At 41.9% G+C, this 15644-nt stretch carries 16 protein-coding genes; 5 read left to right on the forward strand and 11 right to left on the reverse strand.

The window, feature by feature from the left end; genetic code table 11:
• Positions 1 to 44: 44 nt before the first annotated feature.
• Both MKY99_RS19880 and MKY99_RS19885 read left to right on the forward strand, forming a co-directional pair.
• The gene (locus MKY99_RS19880) at positions 45 to 470 is read left to right on the forward strand and encodes a MarR family transcriptional regulator (RefSeq protein WP_339265928.1); all 426 of its coding nucleotides are present in this window, start codon (positions 45 to 47) and stop codon (positions 468 to 470) included.
• An 87-nt stretch (positions 471 to 557) separates the two neighbouring features.
• Positions 558 to 1967: an MDR family MFS transporter gene (locus MKY99_RS19885; protein ID WP_339265930.1), complete on the forward strand. Its 1410-nt coding sequence runs from the start codon at positions 558 to 560 to the stop codon at positions 1965 to 1967.
• Between the two features lie 47 nt (positions 1968 to 2014).
• Here the strand turns inward: MKY99_RS19885 and MKY99_RS19890 are convergent, their stop codons facing one another.
• The 5 genes from MKY99_RS19890 to MKY99_RS19910 all read right to left on the reverse strand — a co-directional run bounded on the left by MKY99_RS19890 (position 2015) and on the right by MKY99_RS19910 (position 6885).
• A complete protein-coding gene (locus MKY99_RS19890; protein WP_339265932.1) occupies positions 2015 to 2488 on the reverse strand; it encodes a GNAT family N-acetyltransferase in 474 nt (157 codons plus the stop codon).
• A gap of 41 nt (positions 2489 to 2529) precedes the next feature.
• Positions 2530 to 3192, reverse strand: a complete 663-nt coding sequence (locus MKY99_RS19895; protein WP_042189803.1) for a YetF domain-containing protein — start codon at positions 3190 to 3192, stop codon at positions 2530 to 2532.
• Positions 3193 to 3317: 125 nt separating this feature from the next.
• Positions 3318 to 4034 (reverse strand): ATP-binding protein, encoded by a 717-nt coding sequence (locus MKY99_RS19900; RefSeq protein WP_339265933.1) that lies wholly within the window; start codon positions 4032 to 4034, stop codon positions 3318 to 3320.
• A gap of 1377 nt (positions 4035 to 5411) precedes the next feature.
• Positions 5412 to 6161 (reverse strand): DUF4184 family protein, encoded by a 750-nt coding sequence (locus MKY99_RS19905; RefSeq protein WP_339265935.1) that lies wholly within the window; start codon positions 6159 to 6161, stop codon positions 5412 to 5414.
• Between the two features lie 19 nt (positions 6162 to 6180).
• Complete coding sequence (locus MKY99_RS19910; RefSeq protein ID WP_042189810.1) at positions 6181 to 6885, reverse strand: class I SAM-dependent methyltransferase; 705 nt, start codon at positions 6883 to 6885, stop codon at positions 6181 to 6183.
• A 122-nt stretch (positions 6886 to 7007) separates the two neighbouring features.
• Between MKY99_RS19910 and MKY99_RS19915 the strand changes: the two genes are divergently transcribed.
• From MKY99_RS19915 to MKY99_RS19925, 3 genes are all read left to right on the forward strand, one after another.
• Positions 7008 to 7829: an AraC family transcriptional regulator gene (locus tag MKY99_RS19915; protein WP_339265937.1), complete on the forward strand. Its 822-nt coding sequence runs from the start codon at positions 7008 to 7010 to the stop codon at positions 7827 to 7829.
• Between the two features lie 73 nt (positions 7830 to 7902).
• Positions 7903 to 8031: an SRPBCC domain-containing protein gene (locus MKY99_RS19920; RefSeq protein WP_339265939.1), complete on the forward strand. Its 129-nt coding sequence runs from the start codon at positions 7903 to 7905 to the stop codon at positions 8029 to 8031.
• A gap of 224 nt (positions 8032 to 8255) precedes the next feature.
• Entirely contained in the window at positions 8256 to 8615 is a 360-nt protein-coding gene (locus tag MKY99_RS19925) for a VOC family protein (protein WP_042189812.1), read from the forward strand.
• Between the two features lie 172 nt (positions 8616 to 8787).
• On the opposite strand, the gene MKY99_RS19930 is transcribed toward MKY99_RS19925, so the two are convergent.
• The 6 genes from MKY99_RS19930 to MKY99_RS19955 all read right to left on the reverse strand — a co-directional run bounded on the left by MKY99_RS19930 (position 8788) and on the right by MKY99_RS19955 (position 15606).
• Positions 8788 to 9264 carry a GNAT family N-acetyltransferase gene (locus tag MKY99_RS19930; RefSeq protein WP_339265942.1) on the reverse strand — a complete coding sequence of 159 codons (477 nt, stop codon included), beginning with the start codon at positions 9262 to 9264 and terminating at the stop codon, positions 8788 to 8790.
• A gap of 138 nt (positions 9265 to 9402) precedes the next feature.
• Positions 9403 to 10182 carry an SDR family oxidoreductase gene (locus MKY99_RS19935; RefSeq protein WP_339265943.1) on the reverse strand — a complete coding sequence of 260 codons (780 nt, stop codon included), beginning with the start codon at positions 10180 to 10182 and terminating at the stop codon, positions 9403 to 9405.
• Positions 10183 to 10417: 235 nt separating this feature from the next.
• On the reverse strand, positions 10418 to 11479 hold the full coding sequence (locus MKY99_RS19940) for an NAD(P)/FAD-dependent oxidoreductase (protein WP_339265945.1): 1062 nt from the start codon (positions 11477 to 11479) through the stop codon (positions 10418 to 10420).
• 40 nt (positions 11480 to 11519) lie between these two features.
• Positions 11520 to 12521 (reverse strand): iron ABC transporter permease, encoded by a 1002-nt coding sequence (locus MKY99_RS19945; RefSeq protein WP_339265947.1) that lies wholly within the window; start codon positions 12519 to 12521, stop codon positions 11520 to 11522.
• Entirely contained in the window at positions 12514 to 13518 is a 1005-nt protein-coding gene (locus MKY99_RS19950) for an iron ABC transporter permease (protein WP_339242430.1), read from the reverse strand. Before MKY99_RS19950 ends, MKY99_RS19945 begins: the two co-directional genes overlap by 8 nt.
• Before the next feature lie 108 nt (positions 13519 to 13626).
• On the reverse strand, positions 13627 to 15606 hold the full coding sequence (locus MKY99_RS19955) for an AraC family transcriptional regulator (RefSeq protein WP_339265949.1): 1980 nt from the start codon (positions 15604 to 15606) through the stop codon (positions 13627 to 13629).
• Between the last annotated feature and the right edge of the window lie 38 nt (positions 15607 to 15644).

Below are 15644 nucleotides of genomic sequence, written 5' to 3' on the forward strand. Positions count from 1 at the left end.
TAAACGTTGATATATCATCTATTTTTCTAATTAGGAGAGATCATATGGATTCCAAAGACCCGCTAGGGTTAGTGATTCGAGATTTACACTTAGAAATAGCCAATTATTTAACAAAATTGCTTACACCCGTTCGGCTTGCGCCTGAACAACATTTACTTATGGCTTTGTTGCTTGAGAAAGAAGGTCTATCTCAGAACGAGATTGCTAATAAACTTGGGAAAGATAAAGCCAGTGTTGCCCGAATGATCGCTAGCTTAGAGAACAAGGGGTACATTCATAAAGTACCAAGTACGCAAGACCGTCGTTCGGTAAATGTTTTTGTCACAGACGAAGGCAGGAAATTAGAGACTACAATCAATGAGGTGACGATCAAATTAAACGAAATTATAGCGACAGGATTCTCTCCTGCGGAGTACTCAGCGCTAACAACTTTGTTAACTCGTGTGCAGAATAATGTAAGAGAGGCATAAATGCATATCCTCTGCTCTATAGTTGACATATCATCTATTCTTCAAAAATAATACGAATCCATTTCTGAAAAGAGGTTTATCCCTATCATGGAATCAACAGCAGCTGTTCAAGTTAAACGTCCCGCCCTAATGGCCTTCTCCCTTATGCTAGGAGCATTCGTCGGACTATTTAGTGAAACCGCCTTAAATATGGCTTTTACCAACTTAATGGATGAATTTTCAATCAACGCCTCAACGGTTCAATGGCTAACCACAGGATATTTACTTGTACTAGGTATCCTCGTTCCGATATCCGCCCTATTAATGCAATGGTTTACCACTAGACAATTATTCACAGCATCCTTGTTATTATCTATCATTGGTACTTTAATTGCTGCCCTCTCCCCCAATTTCACCTCCTTATTAATTGCGCGTTTAGTGCAAGCCTTGGGAACTGGTTTATTGCTGCCCCTAATGACGAACATTATTCTAATAATTTTCCCTGCACATAAACGTGGAACTGTCATGGGGATGATGGGACTTGTTATTATGTGTGCACCGGCCATCGGGCCAACTTTGTCTGGTTTGATCGTGGATCATTTGGGCTGGGAGTTTATCTTTTGGACAAGTTTACCTTTATTATTATTTACATTTGGATTCGGATTAACATTTATCAAAAATGTAGCCAAAATCTCTAAACCTAAAATAGATATTTTATCCATTCTACTTTCTACTTTCGGATTTGGTGGCATCGTATTTGGATTTAGCAACATCGCTGATCATGCTTTAAGTGAAATCATTGTCTATCTGCCTCTTATCGTTGGTGTCATCAGCTTAATCCTGTTTGTATTTAGACAGTTTAAGTTGGAAACGCCGATGCTAAATTTACGAGTGTTTAAATATCCTATGTTTACAATAGGTCTAATAATGGTCTTTTTAGGAATGATGATCATCTTATCCTCTGCTATTTTATTACCGTTATATTTAAAAGGAGGTTTATTGTTATCAGCTACAGCTGCAGGAATTCTACTCCTTCCAGGCAGTGTGATTAACGGAGCTATGGCTCCAGTTACGGGTAGAATATTTGATAAATTCGGTCCGAAATTATTGCTGCCGCTTGGATTCTCCATCGCAACCATTGCAGGTTTTCTATTTACAAGCAATTCTACTGAAACCAGTAACCTGACCTTTATTTTAATACACTGCGCTATGTTTATCGGATTAGCTATGGTCATTATGCCCGCTCAAACCAATGGCTTAAATCAGTTACCCGTGAAATACTATCCGGATGGGGCAGCTGTTATGAACACACTTCAACAAATCGCAGGTGCTCTTGGTACAACGTTCGCTGTTACACTAATGTCTAGCGGACAAACACGATTCGCTAATACACATCCAACTGCTGCACAGCCTGAAATTTTAACCGCAGGAATTACACATGCATACTTATTTATCGCAGCAATTGCAGTTATCGGATTAATTTTATCGTTATTTGTGAAGCGTATTAGAGTTTATTAATTTTAATCAAAAAAGACAGTGGACACGAGCTGTCCGCTGTCTAAATTTTAATCCATATATTTTTCATAAAATACTAAAGTTAATTTATTGTTTATTCGCTTTGTTTCTTCTGTTCGTTTATATCCTACCTTTTCATATAAATAGCAGTTCCTCTGCTCTTGCTCAATACTATCCAGCTCCCATTTTTTCGCGTCATTATATCTCTGTTCAATGATTGCAAAAACCTGCTGGGCGATCCCCATCCCCTGGTATTCTGGCATAATAAATATGGGGCTGACACGGTAAGTGTTGTTTTCCTTTTTAACGATTCGGACACCGCCCACAACAATATCAGAATTCTTAATCATAAAATAATCTGTAAAAGACTGATTAATTCGGTTTATCATTTTTTCTACGGATTCATTGGCTGGGCTGGTTTCATAATCCTTATATTTCTCAAGTAATGGCATAAAGGCTTTGACTTGCATTTGATGAATAAATTCCGCATCACTTACGTCTGCTTTACATAAAGAAATCCCCATAAAGATGTACCTCCATTAAAATATATTACTATTAACAAGGTTTATGGTTTGTTTTTAGGTATGATATAGAGTGATCCGTCTTCCTTGTATTCAGCATAAGCAATGTCCTCAACGCATTGATAGCCATGCTCCCTGATCCATTCCTGGATCTGTATCTTATTCATCGGTCTGCCACGCATCGAATCTTCCAGCAGCCTACCTTTATCAATAACTGTAATGGAAAAAGAGGAAGACTGCTCCGATTGCTCCTCTTCAGACTTGCGCATAATCGACAGTGAGCCATTCGTTTCGAGCAGAGCATACTTCACTTCACTTAGAGAAAAAATATTTTGCTGCCGCAGCATAAACAGCAGTTGGGTAAACTCAATATCGTATTTCTCCATCAAATCCTGATTCACTTTGCCATCGTCAATAAGCAACACCGTCCGGCCTTCCGCCATGTTCCCGAACTTCACAAAATGGGTCGTTGCCTTTTCAAACAAATAAGACAAAGCGGTCCAGATGAAAAGCGCAAACAGCAGATGCCAGATCTTCACCTCATTATCATATATCGTATTCCCTACAATCTCACTTAAAATCAATGATGACAGGAAATCGAGAGGCGTCAATTGACTAAGCGTCTTGCGGCCAGTAATAAAGGTAATGATCCACAAACCAAAGAAACTAATGATCAGTTTGACACCTATAGTTACAAATATCTCCATTGCTGCACCTCCAGATGGGACTTCGCACAGGGTCGTTTCCCTTATGACACGAAATCCATTCATGAAAGGTATTACACACTCCTAGTGGGGGATAAACAGCAAACGAGACACTCTGCAACTTGCCCTTATGTTGGAATGGTGATAATGAACGTTGTGCCTTTGCCTTTTTCACTATCAACTTCAACAATGCCTTTCACTTTATCAATGGTACTGTAGACCATAAGCATCCCCAGTCCCGTGCCTTCAGCTTTGGTCGAATAATACGGTTTACCGAGACGCGATATTTCTTCCTTTGTCATTCCAATGCCAGTATCGCGAATACTGATAATAATATTTTGTTTTTTTTCCGAAATATCGATGAACAGCGTACCACCGTCCTTTTCCTTCATGGCTTCGATTCCGTTTTTATATAGATTAATAAGACATTGCTGTATTTGGTTCCGATCATAATTTTTGAATAGCGAATTATTAAAATTAAATTTGACCTCTACTTTGTGCATAGTGGCATAAGGCATGATGATATTCTTAGTATATTCTGCCTCCTCCTGCATGTTGGAATAAACCATATTATCGGATTGCGGCTTAGCAAATGAAAGATAGTCACTCACGATTTTTTCAGCCCTCTGTAATTCTAATAGAGATAACTCTACGTACTGTTTCTCCTCCCTTGTGATCGTCTTCGATTTATTCAACAGCTGCAAAAAACCGCTGGTCACTGTAAGCGGGTTTCTGATTTCATGTGATACACTTGCCGCTAGCTCGCTCACGACATTTAATCTTTCAGATTGCATAATTCGGTCGCGATTCTTAATATTAGTAATAATCTTTTCTATTAAGATCATATTGATACACATTACCCCGACATGCGTCGTAAAGGCATTTAAGGTGAGAAACCAATATTCCCTATTTAAACTCCCCTGTGTAAAACCTAATATAATTAGGTAAAATCCCATCGTCAGAAAAGAAATTATTGTTGCCGCGATGATGCGACTTTTCGAATCTAGTTTTAAGAACCTTTTACTATATAGAGGGACCAGGATTAGGATTGAAGTGGCGAAAAGAAAGGATTGTAACGTACCCTCTCCCCCCACATAGAATCGATAGATATTTAAAAGGATATATAGCGGTAGAACGTTCTTGTATCCACCAAAAAGAGCTACAATAATAAACGGAACATATCTCAAATCAAAAATAAAGCCCATATCGAGTTTAAAAGGTTTGGCTATACAGAGACACATGGTCACTGCCGACAGTAGAACTAGAATCTTACTATTATAAGCAAAAGCACGATTCTCAAAGAAAAGTAGAAAAATTAAGATTGGAAACAATAAAAACAAGAAATTCAAAAGCAAAGTCTCAAACAAGGGATAACTTCCTTTCAGCCTAGTGTTGCTTAAAAGACAGCGTACTGGAAAAATACGCTAAAGTAATATTATAAGTAAAGTTCCCCTTATTAACTATGTATTTCTCAACCATTTTTCAAATAATAAAAAAAAGCACCTGACGGCGTCCTTGGAGGTAAAGTTACAAGCTGAGTACATCCGTAATTCCATACTCGTATCCGTGTGAGGTTCCGCTTACTAACCGTATAGCCTTTATTTCGATGAAATAAGCACATATATTAGGGACGGGCCATATTGCACTTATTCCCTAATAACAAGCCCATTCCGGGTGAATCAGGGCGAATAACGGCGCTGGCTCGTTTACGTTACCGGCGGCACATTGTATTTGGTTTTTCGCATACATTTGGCTCGTTTACGTTACCGGCGGCACATTGTATTCGGTTTTTCGCATACATTTAGCTCGTTACGTTACCGGCGGCACATTGTATTCGGTTTTTCGCTTACATTTGGCTCGTTTACGTTACCGGCGGCACATTGTATTCGATTTTTCGCATACATTTAGATCGTTTACGTTACCGGCGGCACATTGTATTCGGTTTTTCGCTTACATTTGTCCGTAAGCTCGACTAAAACATGCATTTCGGAGGATATAAGATCCACTCGGTCCGTTCTACATACCAAAGAGGCGTGTGCTTAATAAAAAACAGGGCTCCCCATGGCCAACAGTTGAATATAGGACCATCCATTGAATTTGTTTCACATTTCTCCGCAGTCTCAAAATTTTACAAATTCTATTATTTCAAAAAACATCCAATGGATGCTTTAATGATGCGATGATATTCTTACTCGTAATTTATTTAACGAATCGAATTATGATTATTTTGTCTTTTGTAAACCTCTTATTACGATCGATACAAGCAATATTCCTAAACATCCCCCTGTAATAGGCGAAACCACAAGAATACCAATTATATTCCTGCTCGAACTAAAAAGTAACTTCATACTAGTTACTGCTATCGCTACAACAACTACTGATGTCCAGAAAATATTTTTTTGTATTGTTGTAACTGTTGGTATCATTGTTACCGTTTCTCGATGTCGATACAACGACCTAACTATGATCCAAGTTACCATGAGTAATCCGAATATAGAAAACGAATGCTGCAATATTTTATAAAGAGTGAAATTATAAATCACTATATCCCTTAATGGGGGAAATTGTTCTACAAAGTAACCATTGAAATGTGTAAAACCATCGATGAACACGTGAGTAAAGAAACCAATAATCACAGATATGATGAACACTACCCAGCCCTTAGAGGTCAATCTCCACTTGCTCAAGGTATTGTACGCTCGTTGATCTATATTATAGTTCGAAGGAAGATGCAATATTAATATCTCCTTAACTATAAAATGGAAAATTAGTGCAATAATCACACATAGGGGAATTGCCTGTAAAAATAATCCTGTTATAGAATGCCCTATACTTTGATGGGGCTCAAGCATAATAAAATATTCAAAATCAGGTGACATACTTCCTAGAATCAAGCCGGTAGCACTAAAGTATTTTGGGTTCACATATTTAAAAGGAAGTGCAAAAATAGGATGAGCAAAAGTGAAAGGCATAACAATCTCCTAGTGTTTATTATATTTTTTTAGCAACAAAGGTTATACAATCTGTTGTCAGTTTTACGGGGTGGCCTTTTCTATCAATTTCATATTCTATTTGTTTTACAAATCGTTGTTTAACTTCCCATCCAGTGTACTGCTGAACTAATAAATCAATCATTCTTTCTGTAGGTATATTCACTTCAAACATCGGGTCTAGTTCTTGTCCATTTTCAAGGTTTACCTCTTGTATGTTCGATCCGATAATAATGCAATTGATTCCATTTCTTTTAGTTCCAATAATCATTTCGTTAAGTTTACTTTCCAGAGCTTTTTCCGAACTTATATGTTCCAAGGCAGATACAGCTAAGATAATGTCATATTCCTCTTGATCGATAATGAAATATTCAATGTCAGATAGTCTTGTTACAATAAATGGTTCGACTCCAAATTTTCGACTATAACCTTCCAATTTTTCTATGGCCGACTCCAATAAATCAACACAAACTACCTTCCCATTTCTATTTTTCATGGATTCCGCTATGGGGATACTATTCCTACCAATCCCAGCTCCTAAATCTAATACACTTAAGTATTCTTGATCTCTGTATTCTTCTAATAGATCGATTACCGTTTTTACGGGTCTATGTAGCCAGGAACCTGGCTCGAACAAATTATAACTATCGTAACACAAGTCATGATATCTCTTCTCTTCAGTTCTTATATTCGCTACTCTGTCCATTTCACACCTCGAGCTTTCCTTATTACATATTTCAACTAAGCATTGTACTGCGTTCAAATAAAACCTAAAATACTACATATATAGGTTTTATTAATATTACACACTATGAACCCCCTATGATAATGAAGGAGATGGTTAACGTAGAGCCTACTCATCTACCACATCATAGCTATATCCACGCGACGGAGCTAGCTATTCAATACATGAAGGAGCATCTTGATGAAGAAGTAACTTCAGAGCAACTCGCTCATCTAGTCGGTTATAGCGCCTATCACTTCACTAGAATATTTAAGAAGGTAACGGGAATTTCACCACGCCAATACTTGTCCGCCTTGCGGATAGAATCTGGTAAACAAGCGCTGCTGAAACAACCTTCGTTGCTAACGAAGATTATGCTCTCGATAGGCTTCCGAAGTGCCGGCTCCTTCCATCATCGGTTCAAGCAATTCGTCGGCCTATCACCTAAGAAGTTTGCAGCCACTTCGTTTGAGTTATTCTCCCATATGAATCAATATGAACACACACCCTTAACATCTGATACATTGCCATCCTCACCACAAATGTGCATTCACTGTCAACTAGAGACACCACCGGATTTTCGCGGTCTATTATTTGTAGGTTTATTTCCACGCCCCATTCCCGATCAGAAACCCATCGTCGGTACTGCGCTCAATATGCGCAATCGCGAATGCATATTTACTGATATCTCACCTGGTACGTATTACATACTTGCAGCAGGTATTCCATGGAGTCGTAATCCTGTTGACTATTTTAAGTTAGATACATGTTTGCGAGGGAAATTTGATGAACCTGTTGAAGTGAATATTACAACGAAGTTGCACGTACACATCCTCTTAAGAGATCCTCTCCCGCATGATCCACCAATCGTCGTTAATTTGCCGCTGTTATTGTTTGAGAAATTTAACCGAGAGCGAGCAAACTAGAAGACTTTACAAGCTGATTAATCACATATACTTAATCAAATTGACAGTAATCTTCCTGATAAGAGGTGACCAGATGAGTCTAGTATCACAAATCGTCGTTAACAGTAATTTAGAATTGGTATGGAAGGCATGGACTGAAGCGGATCGTCTATCGGAATGGTTTGCACCAGAAGTATTAGTCGAATTGAATGAAGGGAGGTGAAATTGAAAGCTCTTTCCGATGGTACACTTGTTACGATATGTCATTCGGGATGGACAGAATCTGAACCCTCACAAACCGCTAGAAGCTGGCATGAGCAGGCTTGGGCACAGATGCTTTCAAGTCTTAAGAGCAAGTTAGAGGCAGGTCAAGGAATATTGTGCTGTCAATAAATGATCCTATCCCTTGTTTGTGCACGTATTCTAACCTATTGGAGGAATAATTGTATGCCTAATATCAGTGTTATTTCTATTAACATAGCAGATATGACTGTAGCCATTGATTTCTATTGTAATAAATTAGGATTCGAAATCTCCACCCAATATGATGATTGCCTTATTAGCTTGAAGCACGAACCTATCCCGATTGTACTCTGTCAAGTGGAGCTCAATACTCAAGTTCAGTATCCAAGAGAATCACAAGTTGTAATTGGACTCCAAGTCGAGGACCTAGTCGCTTCTATTCAGCAATATAAGCTGCTTGGTATCAAAGTGCTATACGATGAACCTCGCGAGTGTCCTCCAGGCATCTATAGCGCCATTGTAGATCCGTTTGGCAATGTAATTGAATTGTTGGAATATAGATAATTAGTATAAACCGTTACTAGCATTTTCGAGTAGCAGTTTCTCTCATTGCTATGAGACATCGATCAATACATGGGAGCCAGTTCCATCTCCGATACGTGAATTGTGATTTGATACTGCTTCAAAGTAACGATGATTTCACAAAACGGTTCGAAATCTCCAAGTAAAAAGCAAATCAAAGTCGCAATACGGTTGTTAGCTCTTCTTCAATAATTTCGCCGCTGTCACGGAAACCGAAGCTTTCATAGAGCCTTTTAGCGGACAAGTTATCAGCCTTATAAGAAATCCAGCAATATTGTGCGGGGCCTGCCGGTAAAGTGCGGATAAATTCTAAAATTCTTGTCATGGCTTCTCGGCCGTAGCCCTGATTCTGGTATCGTTTATCAATCATTAGTCGCAAGATACAATAGCTATCATTTACAAAGGATGGCACTTCATATCCAGTAATACCATAAGTCATCATCACAAAACCAACCGGCTCTTCATCCTCGTAAATCGCAAACGGAAATGGATGACCACCATTGGTTACAAGGACATAACACGAAGCCATGCTTGATAAATTGGACGCTACGAAGCGACGTTGATCGTCTGAAACCTCCAAATTGAAAATAGCACGTCGGTTTTCTAGTGTGATCTTTCTGAGAGTAATCATGCTGGGCTTCTCCCTTCATATCTAAATTATTGAGTTTGGATATTATATCATCAATTTCCATGTTTTGTAGCGATAGTCTGCCCACTAACTAAAAAAGGCTACCGTTCAATCGGTAGCCAGGATGAAATACTCATGTCTTTATTTTCCTAGAAATCCACCTTCAGACTTTATCACTTGCCCCGTAATCCACTGCGAATCATCACTCGCTAAGAAACTAATGCCTCTAGCTGCATCTTCAGGCAACCCGATTCTTCCCATTGGAAACATAGGCAAAAAATTAGTTTTCATCTCATTCGTTATCCACCCGGAATCCGTAGGACCCGGATCAAAACCATTAACTGTGATATGTAGCGGAGCTAAACCAACAGAAAGAGGTTCAATTAATCCAATTAATGCACCCTTTGTCAATATATAAGCCAGATTATCAGGGTCAGGCCCTTTAGAAACCATAAAAATAATTCTACCTGGAGTCCCCTTTGAATGATTCTTTTCGAATCTTCTGGCAAATTCAGTACTGAGTAAAACCGTGCCACGATTGTTCACTACATAGTGTTGATCTAACGAAGTGATGCTCAGGTTCTGATAATTCGTGGGCACGCAATAAGCTGCATTGTTAATCAAAATGGAAGCATTTCCTAAAGTTTGTTCTACCTGATCCATAATCTTTATTGAGATTTCAGGATTGGAAAAATCTGCTTCCATGTGACTCGCCCTGACTCCCAAGCTTTTCAGTTCTGCACAAAGTTGCTCCGGCCATTCCTTTTCTCCACCATTCCCTTCCGTTTCATCAAAAGGATGCCAATGCGTAAAGAAAATATCTGCCCCCTGGCTTGCAAGTGAACGGCATATGGCTGTTCCGATTCCTGTGGATCTGCTTGCTCCAGTAACGATTGCAATTTTATTTTTCAATGAGTTCATCTATACCATCTCCGATCATAAATTAGAAGGATAGATAGGTAGAGATCCATAGACATAAGCAGATTCAGCATCACTAAACTATAAGGGAGATAGTGTACCGTCTTATTAATTATGTGCATTAGTGTAGGAACAGTTACTGTTCTATCCTTTAACAATAGTAGCTGAAATTCTGCTTCAAACATAGATAAACTTTCCAAAACTATTAATGAATTTACATCGTTTGTAAGTCATCCCTTCAGCGTCGTTCCTCTACAAGCTCTAACGCCCTGTTCTTCTCATCAAACTTACTGTTATGTGAGGAGACCTGCGCTCTTGTTGACGCATCCGGCTCGATATACAACTTGGCGCTGTTCACGGCTAACGCTGCATCCGTAAAAGCTCCGGCAATAAGATAAAGCTTGCTACCGTAATTTGCCGTATCTCCAGCCACGAACACTCCTGGAAGATTGGTTGCCAGCTTCTCGTCCGCATTAAAATTCCAATCCTCTCTCACTAACCCCCAATCTACAATAGGACCTAAATCCCCGCGTAGCCCATGATTAATTAGGACGGCATCCACCGCAAGACGCTCCTGTTCTGTTTCATCCGTCCATTCCCCCTCCGCATTTAATGGAGCGATTGAAACAGCATCAAGGCGATTGCCATTCCCATATAAATCCTTAATGGCATATGGCGTAAGAACTTGAACGCTCGATGCCTTCATCCGCCTCACATTCCGTTCCATACCACTGAATCGTTCCCGCCTGTGCACGAGCGTAACCGATGAAGCGATTCCTACTAGTTCATTAGCCCAATCGACAGCTGAATCACCGCCTCCGGAGATTAGCACTCTTTTACCGCGAAAGCTTGCCACATCCATAACGTTATAATGGAGATTATCCTTTTCGTAATTTTCCGCTCCGGGCAGGTTAAGCTTAGCAAGCTTTAGCGCACCATGGCCTATGGCCAAAATCAGCGTCCGGCTCCAATGCTGCTCTCCGGTCGCAGATGTTATACGCATCGTGCCATCAACCAATCTCTCCAACCCGGTAATTTGTTGACCCAGTACAATGGTCGGATCAAAAGTTTGAGCTTGCTGGATCATGAGCTTTGTCAGCTGTGCTGCGCGAACGGGGGCCATGCCGCCGACATCCCAGACGATCTTCTCCGGATACATTAATGTCCTTCCTCCGAGTTCCTCTCTCGCTTCAATCAGTTTCGTCTTCATGTCGCGCATTCCGCTGTAAAAGGCAGCATACAACCCCGCCGGTCCTCCACCGATTATAGTTACGTCAAAAAGCTCCAATTTCTGACCCATTCTTTGCCTCCCTCTGTTTCTCATCCTTTTGAAAGAAGATCTAAATCTTCTTGCGCTTAAACAGCAGATACATGAAAAAAGGAGCTCCAATGCCTGCTGTGAACACGCCTGCCGGAACATCTAGCGGTTGAAAAAGCATTCTTCCTGCCAAATCCGCCAACAGTAGAATGATTGCACCTATTAATGCGGATACCGGGATGATCAGCTTGTAAGAATTTCCAACCAGCATTCTGGCGATATGCGGTGCCATCAATCCGATGAACGATATCGTCCCGGCTACGCCAACTGCAGCACCGGCAAGGGCAACGCTATAAAATAAGAGAATCATTCGGCTTAACTGAAGCCTGCTTCCAAGCCCGCGAGCGACATCCTCACCTAAGGATTGCACATTTAATTCCTTCGCGAGCAGTAGCGATAATGGAATGAATACCGCTACCCACGGCCACAGCACTTCAATATAACTCCAATTGGTGCCGTAGATGCTTCCCGTCATCCAATTCAGCACTTGTGCGGCCAAATAAGCCGGCCCGCTAATTAGCAGAAACGTTGTGAGCGCGCCCATTGCCGTAGAAATGCCAATGCCGATCAGCACCAGCCGAAACGGCGACACGCCTTTTTTCCAGGCAAATACATAATTAATTGTTGTCGCAACCAACGCGCCGCCGATGGCAATGAACGGTACCCAGTGGATACTGTAGCCGGTCACGAAAGTCATGAAGGCAACCACAGCTACCGATGCCCCTCCTGTTATACCCAGCAGATCGGGCGAAGCGAGAGGATTGCGAATGACGCCCTGTAATAGCGCACCCGCTACAGCCAATGCTGCGCCAATGAGTATAGCGGCTGCTATTCGAGGCAAACGGAACTGCATAATGATCAGGTTGCTGGCTTCTGCGTTTCGCCCCGTAAGAGAAGCAAGTACCTCTTTTAATGGTACGCTAACTCCCCCAACGGATAAACTAAGGAGTGACAAGGCAGCAACGAGACAAGTTAAACCTAAAAACAACAAGAATGAATGCTTCGCTATACGCGCTTTAAGCATGCTGTTTCCTCCTAGCCACATGGATCAGAAAGGGAACGCCGATAATCGCCGTTGCGACACCAACCGGAACTTCTCTGGATTCCAGAATAAAGCGCGATGCTAAATCCGCAGTCACCAAAAGAATCGCCCCAACTAATGCGGTATAAGGAAGCAGCCATCTAAAATCATGCCCAACGATGTATCTGCATAAGTGAGGGACAATAAGTCCTATGAAAGCAATCGGACCAGCTGCTGCTACCGAGCTTCCCGCCAATAGTACAATTGCCGTAGCAGACAGCACGCGGACCAGCGTTAGACGCTGTCCCAAGCTCTTCGCGCTATCGTCTCCAATCGCCATAATATTTAACGAGCCCGAGAGTAATAGTGAGATCGTCATTCCTATTGCCATATAAGGCAGAACCATCAATAAATGCTCCAGATTTCTTCCTTCTACAGAGCCGATCATCCAGAATAGGGCAGATTCCAACGATTGCTTATTAATTAGAATAATGCCGGATGTAATTGAGGAAGCGAAAGCTGCCATACAAGCGCCGGCCAAGGTCAGCTTTACCGGCTCGAAACCGCCTCCTTGCAATCCAAGCGTATAGACGACCACCGATGTTGCAACCGCACCTGCGAAAGCAAGCCAGACCATGCCGCTCATCGTTAACGAGGAACCGAATACGAGTAGCCCGATGACAATAAATAGCACAGCGCCCGCATTTACACCGAAGACGGAGGGCGAAGCCAGCGGATTTCTTGTCAGAACCTGCATAATCGCCCCGGCTACTGCTAAACTTGCCCCCACCAGTGCCGCAATCAGGGTTCGGGGAACACGAACCTTCGTCAGAATAAGATGTTCGTTGGAACCATTGAATTGACTGTAAGCCAGCCATAGATCTTTCAAGCTGAATTGATGAAGACCATACAATACACTGCATAACATACTAATTAGAAGCAAAATTGCACCGACAACTAGGCCGGCGAGCTTTCGCTTGCTTAGGAAAGAACCATTCACGTCTGCACCGAGCCTCCTATTCATTGGCAGTCTTAACAACTAAACTGCCGGAATCGTCAACAAGCTGACGCGAATACAGCGCCAGCTTGTTGATTCGATCCGCCTTTATTATTTCACATCAAAGTATTTAACGAGTTCGTCCAGCAACAGATTGGCTGCTTCATATCCGCCTGCCGAGTTCCAGATCGCTTCATCGACTTGAATCACCTTGTTGTTCTTTGAAACGCTCAAATTTTGGAACAACGGATCTTTTTTCCATTCCTCCACGACCTTCGATGCATCGTCCTTGCCCGGAGTCTCCGACACGAAATAGAAGAGCACATCGCCGTCCATGCTAGGGATCGTCTCTTTGGTCATCACTTCGATAAAGGAGTCTTTATCCTGCGACTCAGGCCGTGCAATTCCTAATTGGCTCAAGAGCACGCCGGAGAACGTTTGCTTCTGATAGATACGCACTTGTTTCGCGGAGAAGCGCACCACCGACACTTTCGTGTCTGCTTTGCTGCCGAGCTTCGCCTTGACTTCCGCAACTCGTTTATCGAAGTCCGCCATCGCCTGCTCTCCTTCTTCCTGCTTGTTTAAAGCTTCGGAGTAGAGCTTGAAATTAATCTTCCAATCTCCTGCCAGGTCATCGGAGAATATCGTCGGTGCTATCTGCTTTAATTGGTCGTAGATTTTCTCTTGTCTGACCTTATTACCGATAATCAGATCCGGCTTGAGGCTCGCGATCAATTCAATATTCGGCTGAAGCTCGTCTCCCACAACCGTAACGCCTTCCATGTCTTTCTTGATATGGTCGTACCAAGGGTCACCAATCCAAGACTGAACGGCTCCGACCGGTTTGATGCCCAGTGCCAAAAGTGCCTCTGTTCCTTCATTGGTCAATATGACAACACGTTCAGGGGCGCCGGTAAGCGTTTCTTCCCCCATCGCATGCTTAATCACTCTTGTGTCATTGCTTACATCCGTCGACGGACTCGCAGCTGGACTTGCGGAAGTTGCAACATTATTAGTAGAAGAGCTGTTGCTTGTCGGTGTGACATTCGTTCCCCCTATCGAGCATGCGCTCAAAAAGAGAACGAAACAAAATAATAAGGTTGCTGCCATTGTTGTTCTTGACTTACGATACATCGGTATTTCCCCTTCTCTTTTATATTGATAATGATTCTCAAACTCATTACCAATATAACGTTGCTGCCTTCTAGCAACAATGGGAGATCTGAACACGAAGGATGGATTATTTCGACGCTGCTCCTGTTGCAACGCTGCTTCTTTAAAGCTGGTGGGAGAAACACCCTCGTATTTCTTGAAAATACGGCTGAAATAATAGCTGTCGGTATAGCCTACACTCTCGGCAATTTCCTTCAGCGTGAAATCTGTGGATAGAAGCAACTGCTTCGCTTTGCTCATCCGCAATTGAATCAAATAATCGATCGGGCTCGTTCTCACTTGCTTCTTAAAGGCGTGCAGTAGCTGTCTGGAGCTGCAACTAAGGTGTTCAAGCAGCGTCTCTAGGGTTATCGGCTCCCGATAGCGTTCATGAATATAACGAACCGCTTGGGCCACTAAGTCAGGCTTAACGGCTATGATATTCTGGCGTTCCATCTGCTCTAAAATTTCATAAACCATTTGATAAAATATCGCTTTAACTTGAAGCTTATTGAGTAGATCTGAACGATGCCACTCCTTGCTCATGGAGATGACATGATGGAAAACGGAAATCGGATAATGGGGCTTAAATACATATTGCATTTGAAACGGATTGTGCTTCTCCATCAGCTTGATCGTTTCTTGACGGGATGGTAGTGCTAGTACCGCTTTATACAAAATAATATAGTATTCCAGCAGCTCATCTGCCGTAATATCAAGGTAGAGACCCTTGCCCCCATGGAGCAAGGAAAACCGGCTGATGCGGTGTGCTATGCCGTCCAGTTGGAGATGTGCGCTACCTCTAGTCACATATAAGAAGACGCTTGAGGGCATTCTGTACGCATGCAGCTCCTCGCCTTGTTCCATTCTTGTATGTCGTATATCTATGATCTTGATGAATGCCTGATTCCATAGCAAAGCTTGATCATTCAATGTCACCGTCTTGCGCTCCCCCTTCTCTATCACTCCATGTTGAG

The sequence above is a fragment of the Paenibacillus sp. FSL R5-0470 genome (assembly GCF_037975205.1).
GTDB lineage: Bacteria > Bacillota > Bacilli > Paenibacillales > Paenibacillaceae > Paenibacillus_AQ.

What these genes read in the sequence shown, in the direction of transcription:
- MKY99_RS19880 (WP_339265928.1), top strand. Translation starts at nt 45, where the DNA reads ATGGATTCCAAAGACCCGCTAGGGTTAGTGATTCGAGATTTACACTTA.
- MKY99_RS19885 (WP_339265930.1), top strand. Translation starts at nt 558, where the DNA reads ATGGAATCAACAGCAGCTGTTCAAGTTAAACGTCCCGCCCTAATGGCC.
- MKY99_RS19890 (WP_339265932.1), bottom strand. Translation starts at nt 2,488, where the DNA reads ATGGGGATTTCTTTATGTAAAGCAGACGTAAGTGATGCGGAATTTATT.
- MKY99_RS19895 (WP_042189803.1), bottom strand. Translation starts at nt 3,192, where the DNA reads ATGGAGATATTTGTAACTATAGGTGTCAAACTGATCATTAGTTTCTTT.
- MKY99_RS19900 (WP_339265933.1), bottom strand. Translation starts at nt 4,034, where the DNA reads ATGATCTTAATAGAAAAGATTATTACTAATATTAAGAATCGCGACCGA.
- MKY99_RS19905 (WP_339265935.1), bottom strand. Translation starts at nt 6,161, where the DNA reads ATGCCTTTCACTTTTGCTCATCCTATTTTTGCACTTCCTTTTAAATAT.
- MKY99_RS19910 (WP_042189810.1), bottom strand. Translation starts at nt 6,885, where the DNA reads ATGGACAGAGTAGCGAATATAAGAACTGAAGAGAAGAGATATCATGAC.
- MKY99_RS19915 (WP_339265937.1), top strand. Translation starts at nt 7,008, where the DNA reads ATGAAGGAGATGGTTAACGTAGAGCCTACTCATCTACCACATCATAGC.
- MKY99_RS19920 (WP_339265939.1), top strand. Translation starts at nt 7,903, where the DNA reads ATGAGTCTAGTATCACAAATCGTCGTTAACAGTAATTTAGAATTGGTA.
- MKY99_RS19925 (WP_042189812.1), top strand. Translation starts at nt 8,256, where the DNA reads ATGCCTAATATCAGTGTTATTTCTATTAACATAGCAGATATGACTGTA.
- MKY99_RS19930 (WP_339265942.1), bottom strand. Translation starts at nt 9,264, where the DNA reads ATGATTACTCTCAGAAAGATCACACTAGAAAACCGACGTGCTATTTTC.
- MKY99_RS19935 (WP_339265943.1), bottom strand. Translation starts at nt 10,182, where the DNA reads ATGAACTCATTGAAAAATAAAATTGCAATCGTTACTGGAGCAAGCAGA.
- MKY99_RS19940 (WP_339265945.1), bottom strand. Translation starts at nt 11,479, where the DNA reads ATGGGTCAGAAATTGGAGCTTTTTGACGTAACTATAATCGGTGGAGGA.
- MKY99_RS19945 (WP_339265947.1), bottom strand. Translation starts at nt 12,521, where the DNA reads ATGCTTAAAGCGCGTATAGCGAAGCATTCATTCTTGTTGTTTTTAGGT.